This is a genomic window from Nonomuraea sp. AD125B, assembly GCF_041402765.1.
GTDB classification, from domain to species: domain Bacteria; phylum Actinomycetota; class Actinomycetes; order Streptosporangiales; family Streptosporangiaceae; genus Nonomuraea; species Nonomuraea bangladeshensis.
The window spans coordinates 703,234-723,137 of record NZ_JBGLOU010000001.1 but is presented as its reverse complement, the minus strand read 5'-3'; the positions used below and the strand labels follow the sequence as shown (position 1 = coordinate 723,137).

The 19,904-nt window shown below is 73.2% G+C and carries 16 protein-coding genes; 5 read left to right on the top strand and 11 right to left on the bottom strand.

The genetic code is table 11. The features are described from left to right. Nucleotides 1-2: 2 nt before the first annotated feature. Together ACBR40_RS03300 and ACBR40_RS03295 are read left to right on the top strand one after the other, a co-directional pair. Nucleotides 3-2,858 (top strand): BTAD domain-containing putative transcriptional regulator, encoded by a 2,856-nt coding sequence (locus tag ACBR40_RS03300; protein ID WP_371247309.1) that lies wholly within the window; start codon nt 3-5, stop codon nt 2,856-2,858. Nucleotides 2,859-2,895: 37 nt separating this feature from the next. Further along, nucleotides 2,896-4,275: an FAD-dependent monooxygenase gene (locus ACBR40_RS03295; RefSeq protein ID WP_371247308.1), complete on the top strand. Its 1,380-nt coding sequence runs from the start codon at nt 2,896-2,898 to the stop codon at nt 4,273-4,275. On the opposite strand, the gene ACBR40_RS03290 is transcribed toward ACBR40_RS03295, so the two are convergent. The 7 genes from ACBR40_RS03290 to ACBR40_RS03260 all read right to left on the bottom strand — a co-directional run bounded on the left by ACBR40_RS03290 (nt 4,272) and on the right by ACBR40_RS03260 (nt 10,620). Further along, the gene (locus ACBR40_RS03290; protein WP_371247307.1) at nt 4,272-5,096 is read right to left on the bottom strand and encodes a class I SAM-dependent methyltransferase; all 825 of its coding nucleotides are present in this window, start codon (nt 5,094-5,096) and stop codon (nt 4,272-4,274) included. The two genes, ACBR40_RS03295 and ACBR40_RS03290, sit on opposite strands and share 4 nt — an antisense overlap. A gap of 87 nt (nt 5,097-5,183) precedes the next feature. Continuing rightward, nucleotides 5,184-6,011 (bottom strand): phosphoenolpyruvate hydrolase family protein, encoded by an 828-nt coding sequence (locus ACBR40_RS03285; protein WP_371247306.1) that lies wholly within the window; start codon nt 6,009-6,011, stop codon nt 5,184-5,186. Next, entirely contained in the window at nt 6,008-7,249 is a 1,242-nt protein-coding gene (locus tag ACBR40_RS03280; RefSeq protein WP_371247305.1) for a Tm-1-like ATP-binding domain-containing protein, read from the bottom strand. The genes ACBR40_RS03285 and ACBR40_RS03280 overlap by 4 nt, the downstream gene beginning before the upstream one ends. Nucleotides 7,250-7,356: 107 nt before the next feature. Continuing rightward, nucleotides 7,357-8,634 (bottom strand): cytochrome P450, encoded by a 1,278-nt coding sequence (locus ACBR40_RS03275; protein ID WP_344216441.1) that lies wholly within the window; start codon nt 8,632-8,634, stop codon nt 7,357-7,359. A 10-nt stretch (nt 8,635-8,644) separates the two neighbouring features. Continuing rightward, nucleotides 8,645-8,836, bottom strand: coding sequence for a ferredoxin (locus tag ACBR40_RS03270; protein ID WP_371247304.1), 192 nt, complete (start codon nt 8,834-8,836; stop codon nt 8,645-8,647). Next, the gene (locus tag ACBR40_RS03265; RefSeq protein ID WP_364462375.1) at nt 8,833-9,456 is read right to left on the bottom strand and encodes a helix-turn-helix domain-containing protein; all 624 of its coding nucleotides are present in this window, start codon (nt 9,454-9,456) and stop codon (nt 8,833-8,835) included. Before ACBR40_RS03265 ends, ACBR40_RS03270 begins: the two co-directional genes overlap by 4 nt. A gap of 120 nt (nt 9,457-9,576) precedes the next feature. Continuing rightward, nucleotides 9,577-10,620, bottom strand: coding sequence for a DUF5937 family protein (locus ACBR40_RS03260; protein WP_371247303.1), 1,044 nt, complete (start codon nt 10,618-10,620; stop codon nt 9,577-9,579). Nucleotides 10,621-10,680: 60 nt separating this feature from the next. Between ACBR40_RS03260 and ACBR40_RS03255 the strand changes: the two genes are divergently transcribed. Then, on the top strand, nt 10,681-11,898 hold the full coding sequence (locus ACBR40_RS03255; protein ID WP_371247302.1) for an MFS transporter: 1,218 nt from the start codon (nt 10,681-10,683) through the stop codon (nt 11,896-11,898). A gap of 51 nt (nt 11,899-11,949) precedes the next feature. Here ACBR40_RS03255 and ACBR40_RS03250 read toward each other — a convergent pair whose 3' ends face one another. Next, complete coding sequence (locus tag ACBR40_RS03250; protein WP_371247301.1) at nt 11,950-13,425, bottom strand: alpha/beta hydrolase; 1,476 nt, start codon at nt 13,423-13,425, stop codon at nt 11,950-11,952. 247 nt (nt 13,426-13,672) lie between these two features. On the opposite strand from ACBR40_RS03250, the gene ACBR40_RS03245 reads away from it, so the two are divergent. Beyond that, entirely contained in the window at nt 13,673-15,310 is a 1,638-nt protein-coding gene (locus tag ACBR40_RS03245) for a hypothetical protein (protein WP_371247300.1), read from the top strand. A gap of 82 nt (nt 15,311-15,392) precedes the next feature. Here the strand turns inward: ACBR40_RS03245 and katG are convergent, their stop codons facing one another. Further along, complete coding sequence (gene katG / locus ACBR40_RS03240) at nt 15,393-17,669, bottom strand: catalase/peroxidase HPI (RefSeq protein ID WP_371247299.1); 2,277 nt, start codon at nt 17,667-17,669, stop codon at nt 15,393-15,395. 23 nt (nt 17,670-17,692) lie between these two features. Then, on the bottom strand, nt 17,693-18,121 hold the full coding sequence (locus tag ACBR40_RS03235) for a Fur family transcriptional regulator (protein WP_344216455.1): 429 nt from the start codon (nt 18,119-18,121) through the stop codon (nt 17,693-17,695). Nucleotides 18,122-18,228: 107 nt separating this feature from the next. On the opposite strand from ACBR40_RS03235, the gene ACBR40_RS03230 reads away from it, so the two are divergent. After that, on the top strand, nt 18,229-18,807 hold the full coding sequence (locus ACBR40_RS03230; protein WP_371247298.1) for a DUF664 domain-containing protein: 579 nt from the start codon (nt 18,229-18,231) through the stop codon (nt 18,805-18,807). Nucleotides 18,808-18,836: 29 nt separating this feature from the next. Here ACBR40_RS03230 and ACBR40_RS03225 read toward each other — a convergent pair whose 3' ends face one another. Then, nucleotides 18,837-19,835 carry a hypothetical protein gene (locus tag ACBR40_RS03225; RefSeq protein WP_371247297.1) on the bottom strand — a complete coding sequence of 333 codons (999 nt, stop codon included), beginning with the start codon at nt 19,833-19,835 and terminating at the stop codon, nt 18,837-18,839. Between the last annotated feature and the right edge of the window lie 69 nt (nt 19,836-19,904).

Below are 19,904 nucleotides of genomic sequence, written 5' to 3'. Positions count from 1 at the left end.
TAGTGGTTGACCAGCCGAACTTCGGCGTCCTGGGACCTCTGCTGGTCCGCAGGGCGGGCCAGGCGCTGCGCGTCGCCGGCCGCAAGCCCCGGCTGCTGCTGGCCTCGCTGCTGCTGGAGGCCAACCAGATCGTCGGCTCGGACGCGCTCATCGAGGTGCTGTGGCCGGCGCGGGCGCCGTCGTCGGCGGTGGCGAACCTGCGGACGTACGTCAGCGCCCTGCGCGGCCCCGTCTCCGCCGCCGGCGGCCGGATCGTCACCCACCCCTCCGGGTACGCGGTGGAGCTGGCGGCCGGGCAGCTCGACATGCTGCTGTTCGAGGAGCTCGTGGAGCGGGCGCGGGCCGCCGGGCGCACCGGAGAGGCGGCCCGGCACCTGCGCGACGCGCTGGCGCTGTGGCGCGGCACGCCGCTGTCCGACCTGCCCGCCAGCCCGGTGTGGGACGGGCGGCTGCGCGCCCTGGTGCAGGCCAGGCTGGCCGCCGCCGAGGAGCTGGCGGAGGCGAAACTGGCCCGCGAGGAGTACGCGGCGGCCGTGGACGACCTGCGGGGGCTGATCGGCGAGCACCCGTACCGGGAGGATCTGTGGCAGCGGCTCATCGTCGCGCTGCACCGGGGCGGGCGGCGGGCGGAGGCGCTGCACGCCTACACCGAGATCCGGCGGCAGCTCGTGGACGACCTCGGCATAGAGCCGGGACCGGACCTGCGCGACGCCCACGCGGCCGTGCTCGCCGACGAGGAGCCGGCCCGGCTCGGCTACCAGCCGCCCGTGCCGCACCAGCTCCCCGCCGACGTACCGGACTTCACCGGCCGCGCCACCGACGTGACCACCCTGACCCGCCTCCTGTCGGAACCGGCTCCCCTGCCGCCGTCCGGGCCGCCGGTGGTCGTCGTGGTGACCGGGCCGCCCGGGATCGGGAAGACGGCGCTGGCCGTCCACTGTGCGCACGCCGTCCGCGACGCCTACCCCGAGGGCCAGCTCCACCTGTCGCTGGGCGGCACGGCCGAGGCCCCGGCCGCCCCCGCCGACCTGCTGGCCGAGGCCCTGCGCTCGCTGGGCGTGGCCGAGAGCGCGCTGCCCGCCTCCGCGCACGAGCGCGCCACGCTCTACCGCTCCCTCCTCGCCGGCCGCCCCGTGCTGGTCCTCCTGGACGACGCCGCCGACGCCGCCCAGGTGCGCCCCTTGTTACCCGGCAGCGGCTGCGCCGTCCTGGTGACCAGCCGCCGCCGCATCACCGAGCTGCCCGGCGCCGTCCTGCTGGAGCTGGACGCGCTCACCCCCGCCGAGGGCGGCGAGCTGCTGGCCAGGATCGCCGGGGCGCACCGGGTGGCGGCGGAGCCGGAGGCGGCCCGGACCATCGTGGCCGCCTGCGCCGGTCTGCCGCTGGCGCTCCGCGTCGCCGGGGCGCGGCTGGCCGCCCGTCCCGGCTGGTCGCTGCAGGAGCTGCGCCGGCGGCTCGACGACGAGAGCACCCGGCTGGACGAGCTGCGCGCCGGCGACCTGGAGGTACGCGCCTCCGTCGAGCTCAGCTACCGCCGCCTGCCCGGCGAGGCCGCCCTGACCCTGCGCGCGCTCGGCCTGCTCGGGCCGGGGACCGTACCCGGCTGGGTGGCCGACGCCGTGCTCGACCGGCACCGCAGCGACGCCGTCGTGGACGCGCTCGTGGACGTCAGCCTGCTCCGCCTGGTCGGCACCGATCCCCTGGGCCAGCCCCGCTACCGGCTGCCCGACCTGGTGCGCTGCACCGCGCGCGAGCGCGCCGACGGCGACGCCGAGCGCCAAGCCCTGGCGCGGGTGCTGGGCGGCTGGACGAGCGCCGCCGAGCACGCCGCGGCCCGCCTGCCGACCACGCTGTTCAGCGTCCCGGCCGGCGCCGCACCCCGCTGGCGCCCGGCCGACGAGCTGCTGGGCCGCCTCACCGCCGACCCGCTCACCTGGTTCGACGCCGAACGGGAGGCACTGGTCGAGGCCGTACGGCTGGCCGCGAGCCACGGCCCCGCGCAGGCGGCGTGGGGGCTGGCCGCGACCCTCGTCCCCTACTTCGACCTGCACTGCCGGCTGGAGGAGTGGCGGCTCACCCACCAGGTCGCGCTGGACAGCGCCGCCGCCGCGGGCGACCGGCGCGGCGAGGCCGCCATGCTGCGCGGCCTCGCCCAGGTCAGCATCTACCAGGACCGCTACGCCGAGGCGGCCGGCATGCTGCGCCGCGCCCGGGTGATCTTCCGTGAGCTGGGGGACGCGCGCGGCGAGGCGATCTCGATCTGCGGGCTGGGCGCCGCCGACGAGTTCTCCGGCCGGCACCGGCGGGCGCTCGGCTGGTTCCGGCACGCGCTGGCCATGTTCCTGGCCGAGGGCGACGCGGACGGGGAGGCGTACGCGCGGCAGGCGATCGGCCGCGTCCACCTGTCGCTGCAGGACCTCGGGCAGGCGTCCCGCTGGCTCGGCGAGGCGCTGCGATTGGCCGGCGAGCTGGGCGACGACCACCGCGAGGGCTGCGTGTCCATGCAGTTCGGCCGTCTGCACACGCTCGCCGCCGAGCCCGACGAGGCGATGCGGTTCCAGGGGCGGGCGCTGGACATCTTCGAGACGCTGGGCGACCGGCACTGCGGCGCGTACGCGCTGCGCAGCCTCGGCGGGCTGCACGCGGCGCGCGGCGACCGCTCGCACGGCTCGGCCGAGCTGCAACGCTCGCTGGAGATCTTCCAGCAGCTCGGCGACCGCAGCGGCGAGGCGGACGCCTTCCAGGCGCTCGGCGAGCTGTACCGGGCGGCCGGGCGGCCCATGCTGGCCGCCCACTACCTGCACCGCGCCGTGGACCTGCGCAGCCAGCTCCGCGCGGGCGCCCCGGCAGCGGGCTGACAGAGATCCGGCAGCGGCGCCCGGCACCGTGGGGCGCATGACGGACGACACGAACGTGCTCATCGCCGGCGCCGGGCCCACGGGGCTCACGCTCGCGGTGGAGCTGGCCAGACGCGGCATCGAGCACCGCCTGGTGGAGCGGGCGCCGGAGCCCTCGGCCGGGTCGAAGGGCAAAGGGCTGCAGCCGCGCACGCTGGAGATCCTCGACGACCTCGGGGTGATCGGGCGGGTGCTGGCGACGGCGGCGCCGTACCCGCCGCTGCGGGTCAGGGTCGGCAGGGTGCCGCTGTACCAGGGCCGCATGCACCGGCGGGCGGCGGCGAGCGAGGCGGTGCCGTACCCGACCGTGCTGATGCACCCGCAGTGGCGCACCGAGGAGGTCCTGCGCGAGCGGCTGGCGGAGCTGGGCGGGAAGGTCGAGCACGGCGCGGAGCTGACCGGCTTCGAGCAGGACGCGGACGGCGTGACCGCCCGGCTGGGCACCGGCGCGACGGTCCGGGCCCGCTACCTCGTGGCGGCCGACGGCGGCCGCAGCCCGGTGCGCAAGGCGCTCGGCATCGGCTTCGCGGGCGAGACGCGGGAGGAGGAGCGCATGATGCTCGGCGACGTACGGGTGGAGAGGCTCGACCGGGACCACATCCACGTCTGGCTCCGGCCCGGCCAGGGCATGCTGGCGCTCTACCCGATGGCGGGCGCCGGCACGTTCCAGCTCCTCGCGCCGCTCCGGCCGGGCGTGGCGCCCGACCTGACCCTGGCCGGGTTCCAGCGGGTCTTCGCCGAGCGCTCGATGCAGCGCCGGGCGCGGGTCACCGAGCTGTCGTGGTCCTCGCTCTACCGGGTCAACATCCGGCTGGCCGACCGCTACCGGGCCGGGCGGGTGTTCCTCGCCGGGGACGCCGCGCACGTCCACTCCCCCGCGGGCGGGCAGGGGCTCAACACCGGCGTGCAGGACGCGTACAACCTGGGCTGGAAGCTCGCCCGCGCCCTCTCCGGCGCGCCGGCCGCGCTGCTGGACACCTACGAGGAGGAGCGCCGCCCGATCGCGGCCCGCGTGCTGGGGCTCAGCACCGGCCTGCACGACAGGAAGACGTTCCGGCGCGACGAGGAGACCTACCAGCTCCGGCTCGGCTACCGGGGCGGCACGCTGGCCCGCGCCGGCGGCGACCGGGTGCCCGACGGGCCGGTGCGGCTCGCCGACGGCCGCCGGGCGCGGATGTTCGACCTGCTGAGAGGGCCGCACTTCACCCTGCTGTCGCCGGACCCCGCGCCCGCCGTCCCCGGCGGGCCGCAGGTGCGGGCGTACGCGCCCGCCGAGCCGTACGGCGGCAGGCGGCACACCCTGATCAGGCCCGACGGGTACGTCGGGATCGCCACCGACTCCGCCGGAGAGCTCGCGGCCTACCTGGCCCTGGTCTAGCGGCGGGTCCCGACGGCCTCCAGGTAGTCGCCGGCCGCCAGCAGCGTCCCGTCGCCGGACCGGTTGAAGGCGACCGGCACCCCGGCCAGCTCGGCGGCGAAGCCGCGCCGGGTGTCCTCGTCGAGCGTGCCCGCCATCCGGTGGATCGGCCCGTAGTAGGCGATGAACCACTCGGCGAAGTGCTCGGGCGAGTGGAAGGCGAACTCGAACGTACGGGTGGTGAGCGCGGTCCACTCGACCTCGCCGCCGAACAGCTCGCGCAGCCGCTCCGGCGTCCCCCACAGCATGGGCGAGCGGACCTGCGGCGGGGGCGGGGCGTACTTGCCGATCGTCCGGAACATCTCGCCCACCAGCCCGTCGGGCGTCCAGGCGGCCAGCGCGACCGTGCCGCCGGGCCGGGTCACGCGCAGCAACTCGGCGGCGGCCCGCTCCTGGTCGGGCGCGAACATCACGCCGACGGTGCTGAGCGAGACGTCGAAGGCGGCGTCGGGGAACGGCAGCGCCTCGGCGTCCCCTTCGGCGAACGCCACCTCCAGGCGTTCGGCGGCGGCCCGCACGCGCCCCTGCTCCAGCAGGGCGGGCACGTAGTCGAGGCCGGTGGCCTCGGCGAAGCGCCTGGCCGCGGCGAGTGCGGCGTTGCCCTGGCCGCAGGCCACGTCGAGCACGCGCTGCCCGGCGCGCACACCGGCCGCCTCGACGAGGCGTTCGGCCATCGGCTGCAGGGTCACGCCGACGCGGGCGTAGTCGCCGGACTCCCAGGCGAGCCGCTGGCGTTCCTTCACTTCCGCCAGTCCGGCGGTCGGGCGCGGTGTCGTCCCCATGAGATCCCTCCCGGTGTGGTGCGAGCGTCCGGGGGGAGGGCGTTCCATCCCGTTCCATGCTGGGCGAGCCGGCCGCGCGGCCCCTCGTCACGCCCCCGGGCGCAGCGACTTGAAGGCGCGGACCTGCTCGGTGATGGCCCGCTCGGTCGGCAGCCGCTCCACCGACGAGGCCCCGAAGAACCCGGCCACCCCCTCGGTACGCGCCAGCACGTGCGCGGCGTCCTCCGGCTCGGCGATGGGCCCGCCGTGACAGAGCACCAGCACGTCGGGCCGGACCGCGACGGCGGCGTCCCGCATGGCCTGCACCCGCTCGGCGGCCTCGTCCAGGCTCAGCGCGGTGCCGGCGCCGATGCTGCCCTTGGTGGTCAGCCCGACGTGCGGCACCAGCACGTCGGCCCCGGCCTCGGTCATGGCCCGCGCCTGCTCCTCGTCGAAGACGTAGGGGGCGGTGAGCAGGTCACGCTCGCGGGCCAGCCGGATCAGCTCGACCTCCAGGTCGAAGCCCATGCCGGTCTCCTCCAGGTTCTGCCGGAAGGTGCCGTCGTACAGGCCGACGGTCGGGAAGTTCTGCACGCCGGCGAAGCCCATGGCCTTGAGCTGGTCGAGGAAGTACGGCATGACACGGAACGGGTCCGTGCCGCACACCCCGGCCAGCACCGGCGTGTCCCGGACGACCGGCAGCACCTCGGCGGCCATCTCCACGACGATCTGGTTCGCGTCGCCGTACGGCAGCAGCCCGGCCAGGGAGCCCCGCCCCGCCATGCGGTAGCGGCCGGAGTTGTAGATGATGATCAGATCCACGCCGCCGGCCTCGGCGCACTTGGCCGACAGGCCGGTGCCGGCGCCCGCGCCGATCACGGACCGGCCGGCGGCGACCGTCGCGCGCAGCCTGGCAAGGACGTCCTGCCGGTTCAAGAGGCACCTCCGGTGATCAGCTCGTGCAGCCGGTCGGCCATGGCGCGGCCGAAGGCGGGGTCGTTGATGTGCATGTCCAGGTCCTCGACGGCGACGGCGGAGCCGCGCAGGCCCTCGACCAGGGCCTCGAAGCAGGCGGCGTCGGCCTCGGGGCGGGCGAACGCGCCGCCGGGCGCGTCCAGCGCGGAGACTCCCCGCCGGGGCAGGAACAGCGCGGCCGGGCCGCGCGCCCGGCGCAGCTTGGCGGCCACGCGGCGGCCGAGCTCGGCCATCTCCTCCGGCGTGGTGCGCATCAGCGTCACGGTCGGGTTGTGCGCGTACAGCAGACGGCCGGCGAACTCGGAGGGCACGCTGTCCTGCGGCCCGAAGTTCACCATGTCGAGCGCGCCGGGCGCGACGACCTGCGGCACGCCCTGCCGCCCGGCGGCGGTGAGCCGGTCGGGACCCGCCGACAGCACGCCGCCCACCAGGTCGTCGGCCAGCTCCGTGGTGGTCAGGTCGAGCACCCCGGCCAGCATGCCGCTGCCGGCCAGGCCCTCCAGGGCCCGGCCGCCGGAGCCGGTGGCGTGGAAGACCAGCACCTCGTAGCCGAGCTCGGCGAGCCGGTCGCGGGCGGCGTCCACGGCCGGGGTGGTGACCCCGAACATCGACGCCCCGATCAGCGGCCGGTCCGGCAGCCCCGCGGTCTGTACGGCCTTGGCGAGCTGGTAGGCCCGCGCCATGCCCGCGGCGGCGGCCGCCGCGTTGCCGAGGATGGCGCGCGAGAGCCGGTTGATCCCGGCGATGTCGACCACGCTGTACATCATCGTGACGTCGCTGGCCCCGACGTAGGGCGAGACGTCCCCGGCCGCCATCGTGGAGACGATGAGCTTGGGCAGCCCGATCGGCAGGTCGCGGACGGCCCGCGCGGCGATCGAGGAGCCGCCGCTGCCGCCCAGCGCCAGCACGGCGTCCACCCGGCCGTCGCCGTGCAGCCCGTCGACGACGACGGCCGCGCCCTCCCCCATCGCGGCGACGGCCGCGCCCCGGTCGCCCGCCTCCCGCAGCGCCCGCAGGTCCGCGCCCGCCGCCTCGGCGACCCGCCCGGCGGGGACGTCGGCGAGCAGGGTGTCCCCGTGCTCGCCCACGCCCACGTCGATCACGACGACGTCGCTGCCCAGCTCCACGAGCCGGTTGCGCAGCCACGCGTACTCCTCGCCCTTGGTGTCGAGCGTGCCGATCAGTACGACGGACGGCATGTTCTGGCCTCACCTCAGCGCTGGTCGATCCCGGGGGAACCGGACGGTCCCGCTGTGATGTGCCCCGTCATCCGCTTTCCACGCCGGACGGCTCCCGGCCCCGCCTCCTACGGGCGGCCGAGGCGCAGGGGCAGGCTGCGCGGGCCGCGTACCTGGCCGGCCGCCCACGTCACCCCGGCCGGGTCGGCGAGCCCGAACTCCGGCACCCGCTCCAGCCACACCTCCAGCGCCACCCGCAGCTCCATCCTGGCCAGATGGGAGCCCACGCAGCGGTGGATGCCGAGGCCGAAGGCCACGTGCCGGTTGACCTTGCGGTCGATGACGACCTCGTCCGCCTGCTCGAACTGCGCGGGGTCGCGGTTGGCCGCGGGGAACGACAGCAGCACCCAGTCGTCGGCCTTCATGTCCACGCCGTTCCAGTGCATGTCCTCCTTGACCAGCCGGGCCATCGTCACCGGCGCGTACACCCGCAGGAACTCCTCCATCGCGGTCGGCACCAGGCCGGGCTCGGCGACCAGCCGCTCGCGGTCGGCGGGCGTCTTCGCCAGGTGCCACAGGGACGCGCCGATAGCGCTCCAGGTCGTGTCGATGCCCGCGATGAGCAGCAGCGCCATCGTGCCGGCCACGTGGGACGGGTCGAGCTTGCGGCCGTACAGCTCGGCCTCGATGAGGTAGGTCGTCAGGTCGTCGCGCGGGTGGTCGAGGTGGTCGCGGATCTGGGCGAGCAGGTAGTCGAACAGCTCGTCCATCCGCTCGATCCGCTCCTCCGGCGGCAGGTTGACGCCTTCGAGCGAGCTCTCGATGAACTCCCGGAACCGGGGCCCGTCCTCCTGCGGGAAGCCGAGCATGTCGGCGATGACGCGGACCGGGATGTGCTGGGCGTAGTCGCGGGCGGCGTCGACGACGTCGCGGCCCTCGAAGGCGTCGATGAGCTGGTGGCAGAAGGCCCGGGTGGGCCCCTCCATCCGGGAGACGGCCGTCTTGGTGAAGGCCGGCAGCAGCAGCTTGCGGGCGTCGTGGTGGAAGGGCGGGTCGGAGGAGATCGGCGGCGTGCCGCCCACCGGGGCCAGCTCCTTGGGCGGGCGGAAGTTGCTCATGATGATCGACCGGGACGAGAAGCGCTCGGTGTCGTAGGCGATGGCCGCGACGTCCTCGTAGCGGGTGGGCAGCCAGCCGCCGCCGAACCGGTCGGTGTGCGCGATGGGGCAGCGCTGACGCAGATCGTCCTGGATGGGGTACGGGTCCGCGGCCCACTCCGGCTCCATGTGGGAGAAGTCGGTCGCCCAGTCGGAGACGGGGCCGGTGATGACCTCGTTGCGGGTGCCGAGCGGCTCGTCCTCGTGGGGTTCACGGAAGCCTTGGGTGAAGCGGTCGTCAACGGTCATGCCACGCCTCCTAGAGGATCTCGATCGCCCGCTCGGGGCAGTTGGCCACCGCCAGGCGCGCCGTGCGCTCCTCGCCCTCCGGCACGGCGCCGTCGCCGGCGACCTGGCCGTAGCCCTCGTCATCCTCGGCGAACAGCGCGGGAGCCAGGTCGTAGCAGCGGCCGTGCCCCTGGCAGCGTTCCGGGTCGATCTTCACTTTCACTGCGGTGCTCCGCTCTCTGGTGGGGTCCCGCTCTCTGCCGGGGCGAACGCCCGGACGACGCGGGTGAGCAGCGCCGTCCACTCCTCGTCCTCGACGGCGTGCAGGTCGGGGGTGATCAGCGCGCTGCCCATGGCGAGGAGCAGGCAGAAGTGGGCCAGCGCGCCCGCCGGCAGCGCGGGGTCGAGCTCGCCGTCGTCCTGGGCGGCGCGGACCAGCCCGGCGAGCCATTCGGCGCGCTCGCCGACGTAGTCGCGCATCGGGCGGGCCATGTCCTCGTCGCGGCGGGCGGCGGTGAGGGCCTCCACGATGAGGTAACCGGGCGCGTCGCGGCGGCGCGGCAGGTTCCTGCCGAGGACGAGCAGCAGCTCGGTGGCCGTACGGTCGGGGTCGGCCGCGACCAGCCTGGCCAGCGTCTGCCGCCCGTGGGCGCGCAGCGCCGCCACGATCAGCTCGGCCTTGGAGCCGAAGTGGGCGTACATCGCCCCGTTGCTGACGCCCGCGGCGGCGGCGATGTCGGCGACCCGCGTGCCGTCGTAGCCGCGCTCGGCGAACACCTCCGCGGCGGCGAGCAGCAGCCTCTCCCGGGTTTCCGCGGCGCTGACGCCGGCGATGCGACCCATGTGCGAATTAAAAGAGCGTTCATTTGTTGCGTCAAGAGGTAACCCCGAGAACGTCGATGACCCGTGACGTGCCGAGCCGGCCGGAACACGCTCACCCTCCGGGAACCCGGCGCTCGGTCGTCAGTGGGCGCCGGGTGGGCCGGGGAGTTCGGCGGTTCCCGCCCGTCCCTGCTCGTGACCGCTCGGTGCAGGGCTCGCGTCGCCGGCGAGCAGCGTCTCGGCGACGGCCGTACGGGCATAGAGCACGTATCTCCCCGTGCGGTGCGCGCTGGCCAGCCCGGCCCTGCGGAGAGCGGTGAGGTGCTGGCTCGCGCCCGGTTCCGACAGGTCGAGGCGGGCGGCCAGCTCCTTGGTCGAGGCGGGCTGGTCGAGTTCGGCCAGCAGCCGGGTGCGGGTCCGGCCGAGCACGGCGGCCAGCGCCTGTGGCGGGTCGCTCTCGCGGCGCTCCCAGAGCGTCGCGACGCCGCGCGGGGGGTAGCGGATCGTGGGCTGCCAGGGCGGGGACGTGATGGAGAAGACACGCGGCCAGGTGAACACCGATGGCACGAGCAACAGTCCCAGGCCGCCCAGCGGGCGCACACCTTCACAGACGGTCTTGGGCAGGCGCAGTGTCTCCCCCTCCCACGTCACGGCGGGGTCGAGGTCGCTGAGCATGCGCCGCAGGCCGCCCTCGGCCAGCAATCTGGCGCGGTAGAGCACGTCGCCTTCGAGCAAGGCCCGTACGCGCGGCCAGTAGGGCGCGATGGCCGCCTCCCAGTAGCCGCGGATCTCCTCGGCCAGCCGTTCGAGGCCGCCGACGGGGTCGGCGTAGAGCTCTTGGAGTGCTCGGGTGCGCGGACCGTCCCAGGCGTCGAATCCCTCCTGGACCAGGGGTGCCATCGCCGCCATTCCGGCCAGCTCGACCTCCAGGTCGGGCACGGAGGTCGCGGGCGGCGGACAGACGAAGCCGACGATCGAGATCGTCGGCACCGGCACCAGGTCGGACAGCAACCGCCAGTCGACATCGGCGAGCCGCCGCCGCACCCGTTCGGCCCAGGGCTTGAGCACGGCATGCGCGGCCGGATTCTTCACCACCCGCACGCTGGCGACGACCTCCCACAGAGGAGAAACCGCGAAACGGACATTGGCCGCATCCCGTGCGGTGAACGTCAGCTCAAGGCCCATCCGATTCGTCCTCTGCTTAATCAATAGCGCCCGGACCGACGATTCCAGCATCTAGACGGCATGACAACCGCTGCCGAGCCTCCGCTCCTGCACGACCCCTCCTTCAGAAACCTCTACCTGGCGTCGGCGGTCAGCCAGTTCGGTACCCAGGTCGGCTACGTGGCGATGCCCCTGCTCGCGGTGATCGCCCTCGACGCCGGGCCCGGCGAAGTGGGACTGCTCAGCGCCCTCACCACCATCACCGTGCTCGTGCTCGGCCTGCCCGCCGGAGCATGGGTGGACCGGGTCAGGCGCCGCCCGGTGATGATCGCGACGGACCTGGTCCGCGCCGCGCTTCTGCTGTCGGTGACGGTCACGTGGTGGCTGGACGCCCTCACGATGACCCAGCTGTACGGCGTCGCCGTCGCGACGGGAGTCGGCACGCTCTTCTTCGACGTCGCCTCGCAGAGCACGGTCCCGCACCTGGTCGGCCGGGACCGGCTCACCGCCGCGAACTCGGTGCTCGTCGGCACGAACGCGGCGATGGACGTGGGCGGCAGAAGCTCCGCCGGGGTGCTGGTGGCTCTCGCGGGCGCGCCGGTGGCGATCCTGCTCGACGCGCTCACCTACCTGTGGTCGGCCGTGTGGCTGTGCCGGATCAGCAAGCCCGAGCCCGCGCCCGCCCCCGTGCCCGGCGAGCGACTCGGACGGCAGATCGGCGAGGGGGTGCGATTCCTCTTCGGCCACCGGGTCCTCACCGCCATCGCGGCCCAAGGCGGCATGACGAACCTCGCCTTCCCGCTCTGCTCGACGCTGCTGCCCGTGCTGCTCGTCGACGAGCTCGGGCATCCCGCCTGGGTGCTCGGGGCCTACCTTGCCGTCGGCGGGCTCGGTGTGCTGGCCGGCTCCTCGACGGCTCACCTGATCGGGCGACGGTTCGGTCACGGGCGGGCCGTGTGGATCGTCGGCCTGACCACCGCGCCGTTCGCACTGCTGGTGCCGTTCGTCGGCTGGAGCGTCTGGATCTCGGCGGCCGCGTGGGGCATCTTGTCCTTCCGGACAGGAGTGAACAACGTGCTGCTCGTCAGCTTCAGGCAGAAGGTCACCCCCGACCCGATGCTCGGCCGGATGAACGCCACCATGCGCCTGATCCTCATGGGTGCGGTCGGCGTCGGCGGCCTGCTGGCGGGCCTTCTCGGCGAGGTCTGGGGCATCGGGACGGCGATGTGGGCAGGCGCGGCGCTCATGGCGCTCAGCTGGATACCGATCTGGCTCAGCCCGCTCCGCCACGAGGTCTGACGCAGGCCGGCGTTCCAGGCTCCGGTTCGGTGCTCGGACGCCGGGGCGCGGCTAGCTCCCGCCGTCGTCCGCCGGCCCGCACTCCACGTCAGCGGCGGGGAGCCGTCCCTCCAGCAGGTACGCGTCCACCGCCTCGTTCACGCAGCGCAGCCCGCTCCTGTAGGCGGTGTGCCCGTGGCCGCGCAGCGTGACCAGCACCGAGCCGGTCAACGTGGCTCTGAGCTCCCGCACCCCTTCGTAGGAGACGACGGGATCGCCGTCCACGCCGACCACCAAGATGGGCGGCACTTTCGCGGGTCCGTCGGACAGCCGGCTCGGCAGAGCCGCTCCCGGGACCGGGTCCCAGCCCTGGCAGTACAGCGCGCTCCACACGGTCAGGGCACCGGTGATGGGCGCCGTGCGGCGCGCGATCTCGGCCTGCCGCGCGACGTCCTCGGGATCGGGCCGGGCCGCGTCGTCGGCGCAGGAGATCGCGGCGTGGGCGTCACGGGAGAAGAACACGTCCCCGTTGAGGCTCGTGGCCGCGGCGTGGAGCGGCGAGCCGTCGCCTTTCAGTCCCTTGGCCAGCGCCGTGCGGAGTCCGGGCCAGTCGTCGCGCAGCAGCTGCTGGATGCCTTCGACGGCCGCGGCGTCGTCGAGCCTGTCGCCGGAGACGTCGAGGGGACGAGAGTCGAGCCCCGCCACGAACGCCCTGAGCGTTTCGAGCCCCGCGTCCACCTCGTGTCCCAGCGGGCAGTCCGGCCGTCCGGCGCAGTCCTCGACGAAGGCTCTGATCGACTCGTCGGAAACGGCGGTGCCGCTGTGAAGGGATGGCGTGTGGCTGGTGGCCGGAGCGTCCAGGACCATGCGCCCGACCTTGTCCGGGTACAGCTCGGCGTAAGCGGCGCCGAGGCCGCCGCCGTAGGACGAGCCGAGGAAGTTGAGCTTGGACTCGCCCAGCGCGGATCGCAGGATGTCCAGGTCGCGGGCGGTCGCCTTGGTCGTCACATGCGGCAGGTGGAAGCTCTCCTGCTCCCGGCACATGTCGGCGTACTCGTTCCTGGCCTTGACCAGGGCCGTGATCTCTTGCGGTGTCTCCGGCGTCCGGTCCACCCGCAGATAAGGGAGGGGCTCGCCGGAGGGGCGGCAGCTCAGCGGGCTGCTCTCGCCGACGCCGCGCGGGTCGAAGGCGACGATGTCGTAGCGGGCGCGCAGCCCGTTGAAGGGCTCCGGATCCCAGAGGAACGACCTGACACCCGAGATGCCGGGCCCGCCGTAATTGACCACGAGCGAGCCGAGCCGCTGCTCCGGATGGCGGGCGGGCAGCCGTGCGAGCGCCAGGTCGATCGTGTGCTCCTCGGGTGCGCCGTGGTCGAGCGGGACCTGGATGCGGGCGCACTGCACGTCGAGGCTGCCGGGGCAGCGCTCCCAGACGGGACGCTGGGCGCGCAGGGCCGCGTCCGACTGTGCGGTGAGCGCGCCGTAACCCCACCAGGCGCCGATGAGGATCGCGGCCACCGGGAGGGCGTGGAGGAGGCGACGGATCAAAGGTGGCTCCAGAGGGCCGCGACAGCTGTGCTGAATTATCAGGAGATCTAAGCACAGACGTGGCCTCGTTCGATCTTGGTGGAGATCGAACGGCCACCTGGTCGGCGAGCGCCGACCAGCCCCGAAGATCATCGAGGACAGCCCTGCCGGAAGGGCGGATGCCGCTTCAGATCTTGACCGGTGGCGCGTCCTTTGAGTTGATCAAGCTGTTCCGTTCCTCATCCATCTGTCACGAGCGGAGAACCACGTGCGCTTCTTGTCCCCGGGCAGTCGCGGGCTCGCCCGGCTCGCCTTCGGCGGCGTGCTGACCATGGCCTTCGGCTTCCTCGTCGCCCTGGCCTCCACGGCCACGGCCGAGGACTCGATGACCGACCTCGGCGTGACCGGCAGCAACGCTGATCTGGTCGTCGGAGGCGGCAAGGTCGCTGTCGCCGCGGGCGACCGCATCGTCGTGGCGGACACCACCGGCAAGATCGAGGGCGTCGTCACCGGCCTTTCCGATGCGTTCAGCCTCGCCATGACGGCCGACGGCAGCCGCCTGTACACGGCATCGCAAGGCTCGAACGAGGTGGCCGAGATCGACACCGCGACTCGGGAGATCACTCGACGTATCGACCTCTCCGACTTCCCGTGCCCGTCGACGTTGGCACTCACCGGTGAGCGGCTGTGGGTCGGCTACGGCGGCTGCGGCGGGGAGAAGGGTGTTCTCGGCCTCGACCTGTCGGCGGCGGTGCCACAACCGTCGCCGTTCGGAAATCCCCTCCCGGTGGGCCCGCTCCTCGCCGCGGCGGGAGACACGCTAGTGGTCGGCGAAGGCGCAGGTAGTCCGACCGATCTGTTCGTCTACGACCTGAGCGGCGCTCATCCCGTCCTACGCGGCGAGATCGACGGGCACGCTCAGGACAACCATCGGCTGGCGGATGTCGCCGTCACTCCGGACGGCTCGCACGTGATCTCGGCCTTCGCGATCCCGTACTCGTTCGACGTCTGGAACGCTACTACTCTGACGAAGGTACGCGGCTACCAGGGGCCTTCCTTCGACGGCTATCCCATGGCCGTCGCCATCAGCTCCGACGGATCCTTCATCGCGGGAGCGCGGGACATCGGCACGGCGATGACGCTGTACGACGCGGCCTCGGGGGCGGTGATCCGCACCGAGGACACGCCTGTGGGCGAAGTGGTGCGGGGCAGCGTGGCGTTCTCGGGCCGGGACGTCTTCAGCCTGCTGAAGACGCCCACGGACCAGCTGATCCTGTGGCGGCTCCACGACGTGACACTGCCCCCGTCCACACTGACGCTGACTGCCGCGCCTGGCGGGACGGCGCGTGAACCGCTCACCCTGACAGGCCGGCTGGCATTCGCCGACGGAACGGCTCCGGGCGCGCGGCCACTCACCGTGACCCGCACCCTGCCTGACGGAACCAGCGCGGAACTGCCCCCCGCGACGTCCGCGGCGGACGGGACCTTCACCTTCACCGACACGCCACCCGTCGGCGGGCAGATCACCTACACCGTGCGCTGGGACGGCGGTTCAGGGCACCGGTGGAGCAAGGCCTCGGCCACCGCTGCGGTCAGGTACGGCACCACGCTGACGCTGTCCGGGCCGACGAGCGCGGTCGCCGGCAACGCGCTGACATTCAGCGGTGAGTTGCAGGCCGAGGGCACCACTCCGCCGCGCAAGGTTTGGATCACCATCCAGCGCACCCGCCATGCCGACGGCGACACCGTCCGGTGGCAGGAGGGGATCACCGCTTTCGGGTCGTACATGTTCGACGACACCCCGGACGTCGGTGAGTACACCTACACCGTGCGATGGGGAGGCGACAGCCGAACCGGAGCAGCAGAGGCCAGCCAGGCCGTCACCGTGCACGAGCCGGACGAGTGACCGGTGGCGTTGCCCGGACCACACAGACCGGGCGAGCCCGGCCGATCATCGTGATCGGCCGGGCTCGGCGGTGTGGTGCGGATCAGGCCAGGTCGAAGCGGTCGAGCTCCATGACCTTGGTCCAGGCCGCGACGAAGTCCGTGACGAACTTCTCGCGGGCGTCGTCGCTGGCGTAGACCTCGGCGAGGGCGCGCAGCTGCGAGTTGGAGCCGAAGATGAGGTCGACCGCCGTGGCGGTCCACTTCAGCTCGTCCGTGGCCGCGTCGCGGATCTCGTAGACGTTCTCCTCCGACTCCGACGCCTTCCACCGGGTGCCCGGGGAGAGCAGGTTGGCGAAGAAGTCGTTGGTGAGCACGCCGGGCCGGTCGGTGAGGACGCCGTGCTTGGCGCCGCCGTAGTTGGCCCCGAGGGAGCGCAGGCCGCCGACGAGGACGGTCATCTCCGGCGGGGTCAGGTCCAGCATGTACGCCCGGTCCACGAGCAGCACCTCGGGCTGGGTCTTCTCGCCGGCCCGCACGTAGTTGCGGAACCCGTCGGCGCGCGGCTCCATGACGCGGAAGGACTCGACGTCGGTCTGCTCCTGCGAGGCGTCGGTGCGGCCCGGGTGGAACGGCACCGTCACCGGCACGCCGGCCTCCTGGGCGGCCTTCTCGACCGCGGCCGAGCCGCCCAGCACGATCAGGTCGGCCAGCGAGATCTTCGCGCCGCCGCCCTCGTTGAACTTGCGCTGGATGTCCTCGAGGACGGGCAGGACCGCGGCGAGCTGCTCGGGCTGGTTGACCTCCCAGTTGCGCTGCGGCTCAAGGCGGATCCTCGCGCCGTTGGCGCCGCCGCGCTTGTCGGTGGAGCGGAAGCTCGCGGCCGAGGCCCACGCGGTGGTGACGAGCTGCGCGGTGGTGAGACCGGAGGCCAGGATCTGCTCCTTGAGCGCGGCCACGTCGGCGTCGCTCACGAGCTCGTGGTCGACGGCCGGCACCGGGTCCTGCCACAGCTGGGGCTCCGGAACCCACGGCCCGAGGTAGCGGCTGACCGGGCCCATGTCACGGTGCAGCAGTTTGTACCAGGCCTTGGCGAAGGCGAGCTGGAACTCGTCCGGGTTGTTGAGGAAGCGGAGCGAGATCTCGCGGTAGATCGGGTCGACGCGCAGCGACAGGTCGGTCGTCAGCATCGTCGGCTTGTGCTTCTTCGCCGGGTCGAAGGGGTCGGGGATGATCTCCTCGGCGTCCTTGGCGACCCACTGCTTGGCGCCGCCGGGGCTCGTGGTGAGCTCCCACTCGTAGCCGAAGAGGATCTCGAAGAAGCGGTTGCTCCACTGGGTGGGCACGTCGGTCCACGTCACCTCGAGGCCGCTGGTGATCGTGTCACCGGCCTTGCCGCTGCCGTGCGTGCTCAGCCAGCCGAGGCCCTGCGCCTCCAGCGGCGCGCCCTCCGGCTCCGGGCCCACGTGGTCGTCGGCGACGCCGGCGCCGTGGGTCTTGCCGAAGGTGTGGCCGCCGGCGATGAGGGCGACGGTCTCCTCGTCGTTCATCGCCATCCGGCCGAACGTCTCGCGGATGAAGTGCGCGGCCGCGGCCGGGTCGGCGTTGCCGCGCGGGCCCTCCGGGTTGACGTAGATGAGGCCCATCTCGGTGGCGCCGACCTCCGGCACCATCTCGCTCTCGGAGACGTAGCGCTCGTCGCCGAGCCAGGCGTCCTCGGGGCCCCAGAAGATCTCCTCGGGCTCCCAGACGTCCTTACGGCCGAAGCCGAAGCCGAAGGTCTTGAAGCCCATCGACTCCAGGGCCACGTTGCCGGCGAGCACGAGCAGGTCGGCCCACGAGATCTTCTGGCCGTACTTCTTCTTGACCGGCCACAGCAGACGCCGGGCCTTGTCGAGGTTGGCGTTGTCGGGCCAGCTGTTGAGCGGGGCGAAGCGCTGCCCGCCGTCACCGGCGCCGCCGCGGCCGTCGTGGATGCGGTAGGTGCCCGCGGCGTGCCAGCTCATGCGGATCATCAGGCCGCCGTAGTGGCCGAAGTCGGCGGGCCACCAGTCCTGCGAGGTGGTGAGCACCTCGGTGATGTCGCGCTTGAGCGCCTCGACGTCGAGCTTCTCGAACTCCTTGGCGTAGTCGAAGCCCTGCCCGAGCGGGTTGCTCTTGGACGAGTGCGCGCGCAGCATCGAGAGGTCGAGCTGGTTGGGCCACCAGTCGCGGTTCGTGCGCGGACGGCCGTGCCTCTTGGCGCTCGGCGAGTCGATCGCCGGGTTCTCGCTCTCGCTGCCGTGCGAGGTCACCGAGTCGTGCGCGACCGGGCAGCCGGCCGCTTCCTTGCGGTCCACGCCCTGCGCGCTCGATGGCCTGTTGTCCTGCGTGTCGCTCATCTATTTCCTTCCGAACTGCCAAATCACTGGGCACTGCGTTGGTTCGTACAGTCGGGGCAGGTGCCCCAGTAGACGACCTCCGCCTCGTCGATCACGAAGCCATGGTCGTCCGAGGCGGTGAGACAAGGGGCCTCGCCGACGGCGCAGTCGACGTCCGCGATCATGCCGCAGGAGCGGCACACGAGGTGGTGGTGGTTGTCCCCCACCCGCAACTCGTAACGGGCGGCCGCGCCGGCGGGCTCGATGCGCCGCACCAGGCCGGCCGTGGTGAGCGCGCGCAGCACGTCGTAGACCGCCTGGTGGGAGACCCTGGGGAGCTCGGCCCTTACCAGGGAGATCACCGTGTCGGTGTCGACGTGAGCGTGGTCGCGCAGCGCCCCGAGCACTGCCAGCCGCGGCCGGGTCACGCGCAGCGAGGCCGCTCGGAGCTGTACCTCGAAGTCGGACGCCATGCCCACAACATATCCCCCTAAACTGGAACAGTTCAAGTTACGAGGGGAGCCACAGACCCGACCTTTACCGGCAGCGGAACGTCCGGAACGGCCTCTACGGTGGCCTCATGACTCACGACGACCCCTGGTGGGAGCCGCCGGTCGCCGGCACCGAGGCCGAGCACCTCGTCGGCGCCCTCGACCGGCTGCGCGCCACCTTCCGGTGGAAGGCCGACGACCTCGACGCCGCCGGGCTGCGGGCCCGCGTCGGCGCCTCGTCCCTGACGCTGGGCGGCCTGCTCAAGCACCTCGCGTTCGTCGAGGACCACATGTCCGGCCCCAGGCTGAGCGGCGCGCCGCTGGGCCCGCCGTGGGACGCCGCCGACTGGGCGGCCGACCCCGGCTGGGACTTCACCTCGGCCGCCGCCGACCGCCCCGAGGACCTCTACGCGCTCTACGACGCCGCCGTCGAGCGCTCGCGGGCACGGGTCGGCGAGGCGCTGGCCGACGGCGGGCCCGGCCGGCTCGTCCACCTCGCCTGGCCGGACGGGCGCCGGCTCAGCCTGCGCCGGCTGCTCTGCGACGTGATCGAGGAGTACGGGCGCCACACCGGCCACGCCGACCTGCTGCGCGAGGCGGTGGACGGGGTGACCGGCGAGGACCCGCCGCCCGGCTGGCGCCCGGTGTCAGGGAGCGCCGTCCGGTAGTCGATCCAGTGGCCGACTCAGTGGTCGATTCAGTAGTCGATGAACGCGTACAGGGCGAGGTGGTCCGACTTGGTGCCGCTCACGGTGTGGTCGACGGCCGACGGCCGCACCGTGCCCTTGACGAACAGGTAGTCGATCTTCCTGGAGCCCATGGTCGGCTTCGCGCCGTACCCGGTCATGCCGAAGCCGGACAGGGCGGTGCGGGCGATGCCGGTGCGGTTGGCGTCCACGCCGAGCACGCGGATCGCGGAGGCGTTCATGAGGCTCGTGGCGTCCGCGCCGACGTGGATGCCGGTGCCGCCGATGCCGGTGGAGCCGGCGCCGCCGCAGGCGTTCGCGCCGTTCTGCTCCGGCAGGTGCAGGGTGGCGGCGAAGACCGCCGTCCCCGTCTCCTTGATCGTGAAGCGGGCCGCGATGGCGCTGGTGCGCTTCCACTTGTGGGCGTAGGCGCTGCCGTCGTCGTTGCTCGGCGGCTTGTAGAGCGTGCAGCCGGCGCCGCCGGCGTACGCGGTGCCCGGCTTGAGCCAGCCCGCGCTCCAGTACTTCGACACGTCGCCGGCGGCGAGGCTCAGCGTGCGGGTGTTGTAGAGGATGCCGTTGGTCTGCTTCTTCTTCAGGTCGCCGAGCGACTGGACGCTGCACTTGTGGCTGCCGCCCCACGGCTCGGGGTCGTCCCAGGCCACGATCGCCTGGTACGTGCCCGCGGGGTAGCCGAACTTGGCGGAGAGCTGGTCGGCGTAGGCGGTGGCCTGGCCGGCGCCGCGTACCTGCTGGACGATCAGCAGGTCGGGCGGCCGGACGCCGCTGGTGCCGGTCCTGCCGTCGTCGTCCACCAGCATGGACGTGAGGTGGTCCGGGCCCGAGACGCGGGTGCAGGTGCCGTCGGGGTTGTTGCGCACCAGGTTCTCGATGTTGTCCTGGTAGACCCGCAGGACCCGGTCGGCCGCGGCGAGGGCGGGAGTGGTCGTGGTGAGCGCGAGGCCGGCCGCGAGGATCATCGCGCCGGTCCGCCGGAGGGGTAAGGCCATCCCCGCAATCTAGCGACGATCTTGCCGCGGGTGGGGCGGACATGACGCCGCCCCCGCCGGCACGGGGCG

What these genes read in the sequence shown, in the direction of transcription:
- ACBR40_RS03295 (WP_371247308.1), top strand. Translation starts at nt 2,896, where the DNA reads ATGACGGACGACACGAACGTGCTCATCGCCGGCGCCGGGCCCACGGGG.
- ACBR40_RS03290 (WP_371247307.1), bottom strand. Translation starts at nt 5,096, where the DNA reads ATGGGGACGACACCGCGCCCGACCGCCGGACTGGCGGAAGTGAAGGAA.
- ACBR40_RS03280 (WP_371247305.1), bottom strand. Translation starts at nt 7,249, where the DNA reads ATGCCGTCCGTCGTACTGATCGGCACGCTCGACACCAAGGGCGAGGAG.
- ACBR40_RS03275 (WP_344216441.1), bottom strand. Translation starts at nt 8,634, where the DNA reads ATGACCGTTGACGACCGCTTCACCCAAGGCTTCCGTGAACCCCACGAG.
- ACBR40_RS03265 (WP_364462375.1), bottom strand. Translation starts at nt 9,456, where the DNA reads ATGGGTCGCATCGCCGGCGTCAGCGCCGCGGAAACCCGGGAGAGGCTG.
- ACBR40_RS03260 (WP_371247303.1), bottom strand. Translation starts at nt 10,620, where the DNA reads ATGGGCCTTGAGCTGACGTTCACCGCACGGGATGCGGCCAATGTCCGT.
- ACBR40_RS03255 (WP_371247302.1), top strand. Translation starts at nt 10,681, where the DNA reads ATGACAACCGCTGCCGAGCCTCCGCTCCTGCACGACCCCTCCTTCAGA.
- katG (WP_371247299.1), bottom strand. Translation starts at nt 17,669, where the DNA reads ATGAGCGACACGCAGGACAACAGGCCATCGAGCGCGCAGGGCGTGGAC.
- ACBR40_RS03235 (WP_344216455.1), bottom strand. Translation starts at nt 18,121, where the DNA reads ATGGCGTCCGACTTCGAGGTACAGCTCCGAGCGGCCTCGCTGCGCGTG.
- ACBR40_RS03230 (WP_371247298.1), top strand. Translation starts at nt 18,229, where the DNA reads ATGACTCACGACGACCCCTGGTGGGAGCCGCCGGTCGCCGGCACCGAG.
- ACBR40_RS03225 (WP_371247297.1), bottom strand. Translation starts at nt 19,835, where the DNA reads ATGGCCTTACCCCTCCGGCGGACCGGCGCGATGATCCTCGCGGCCGGC.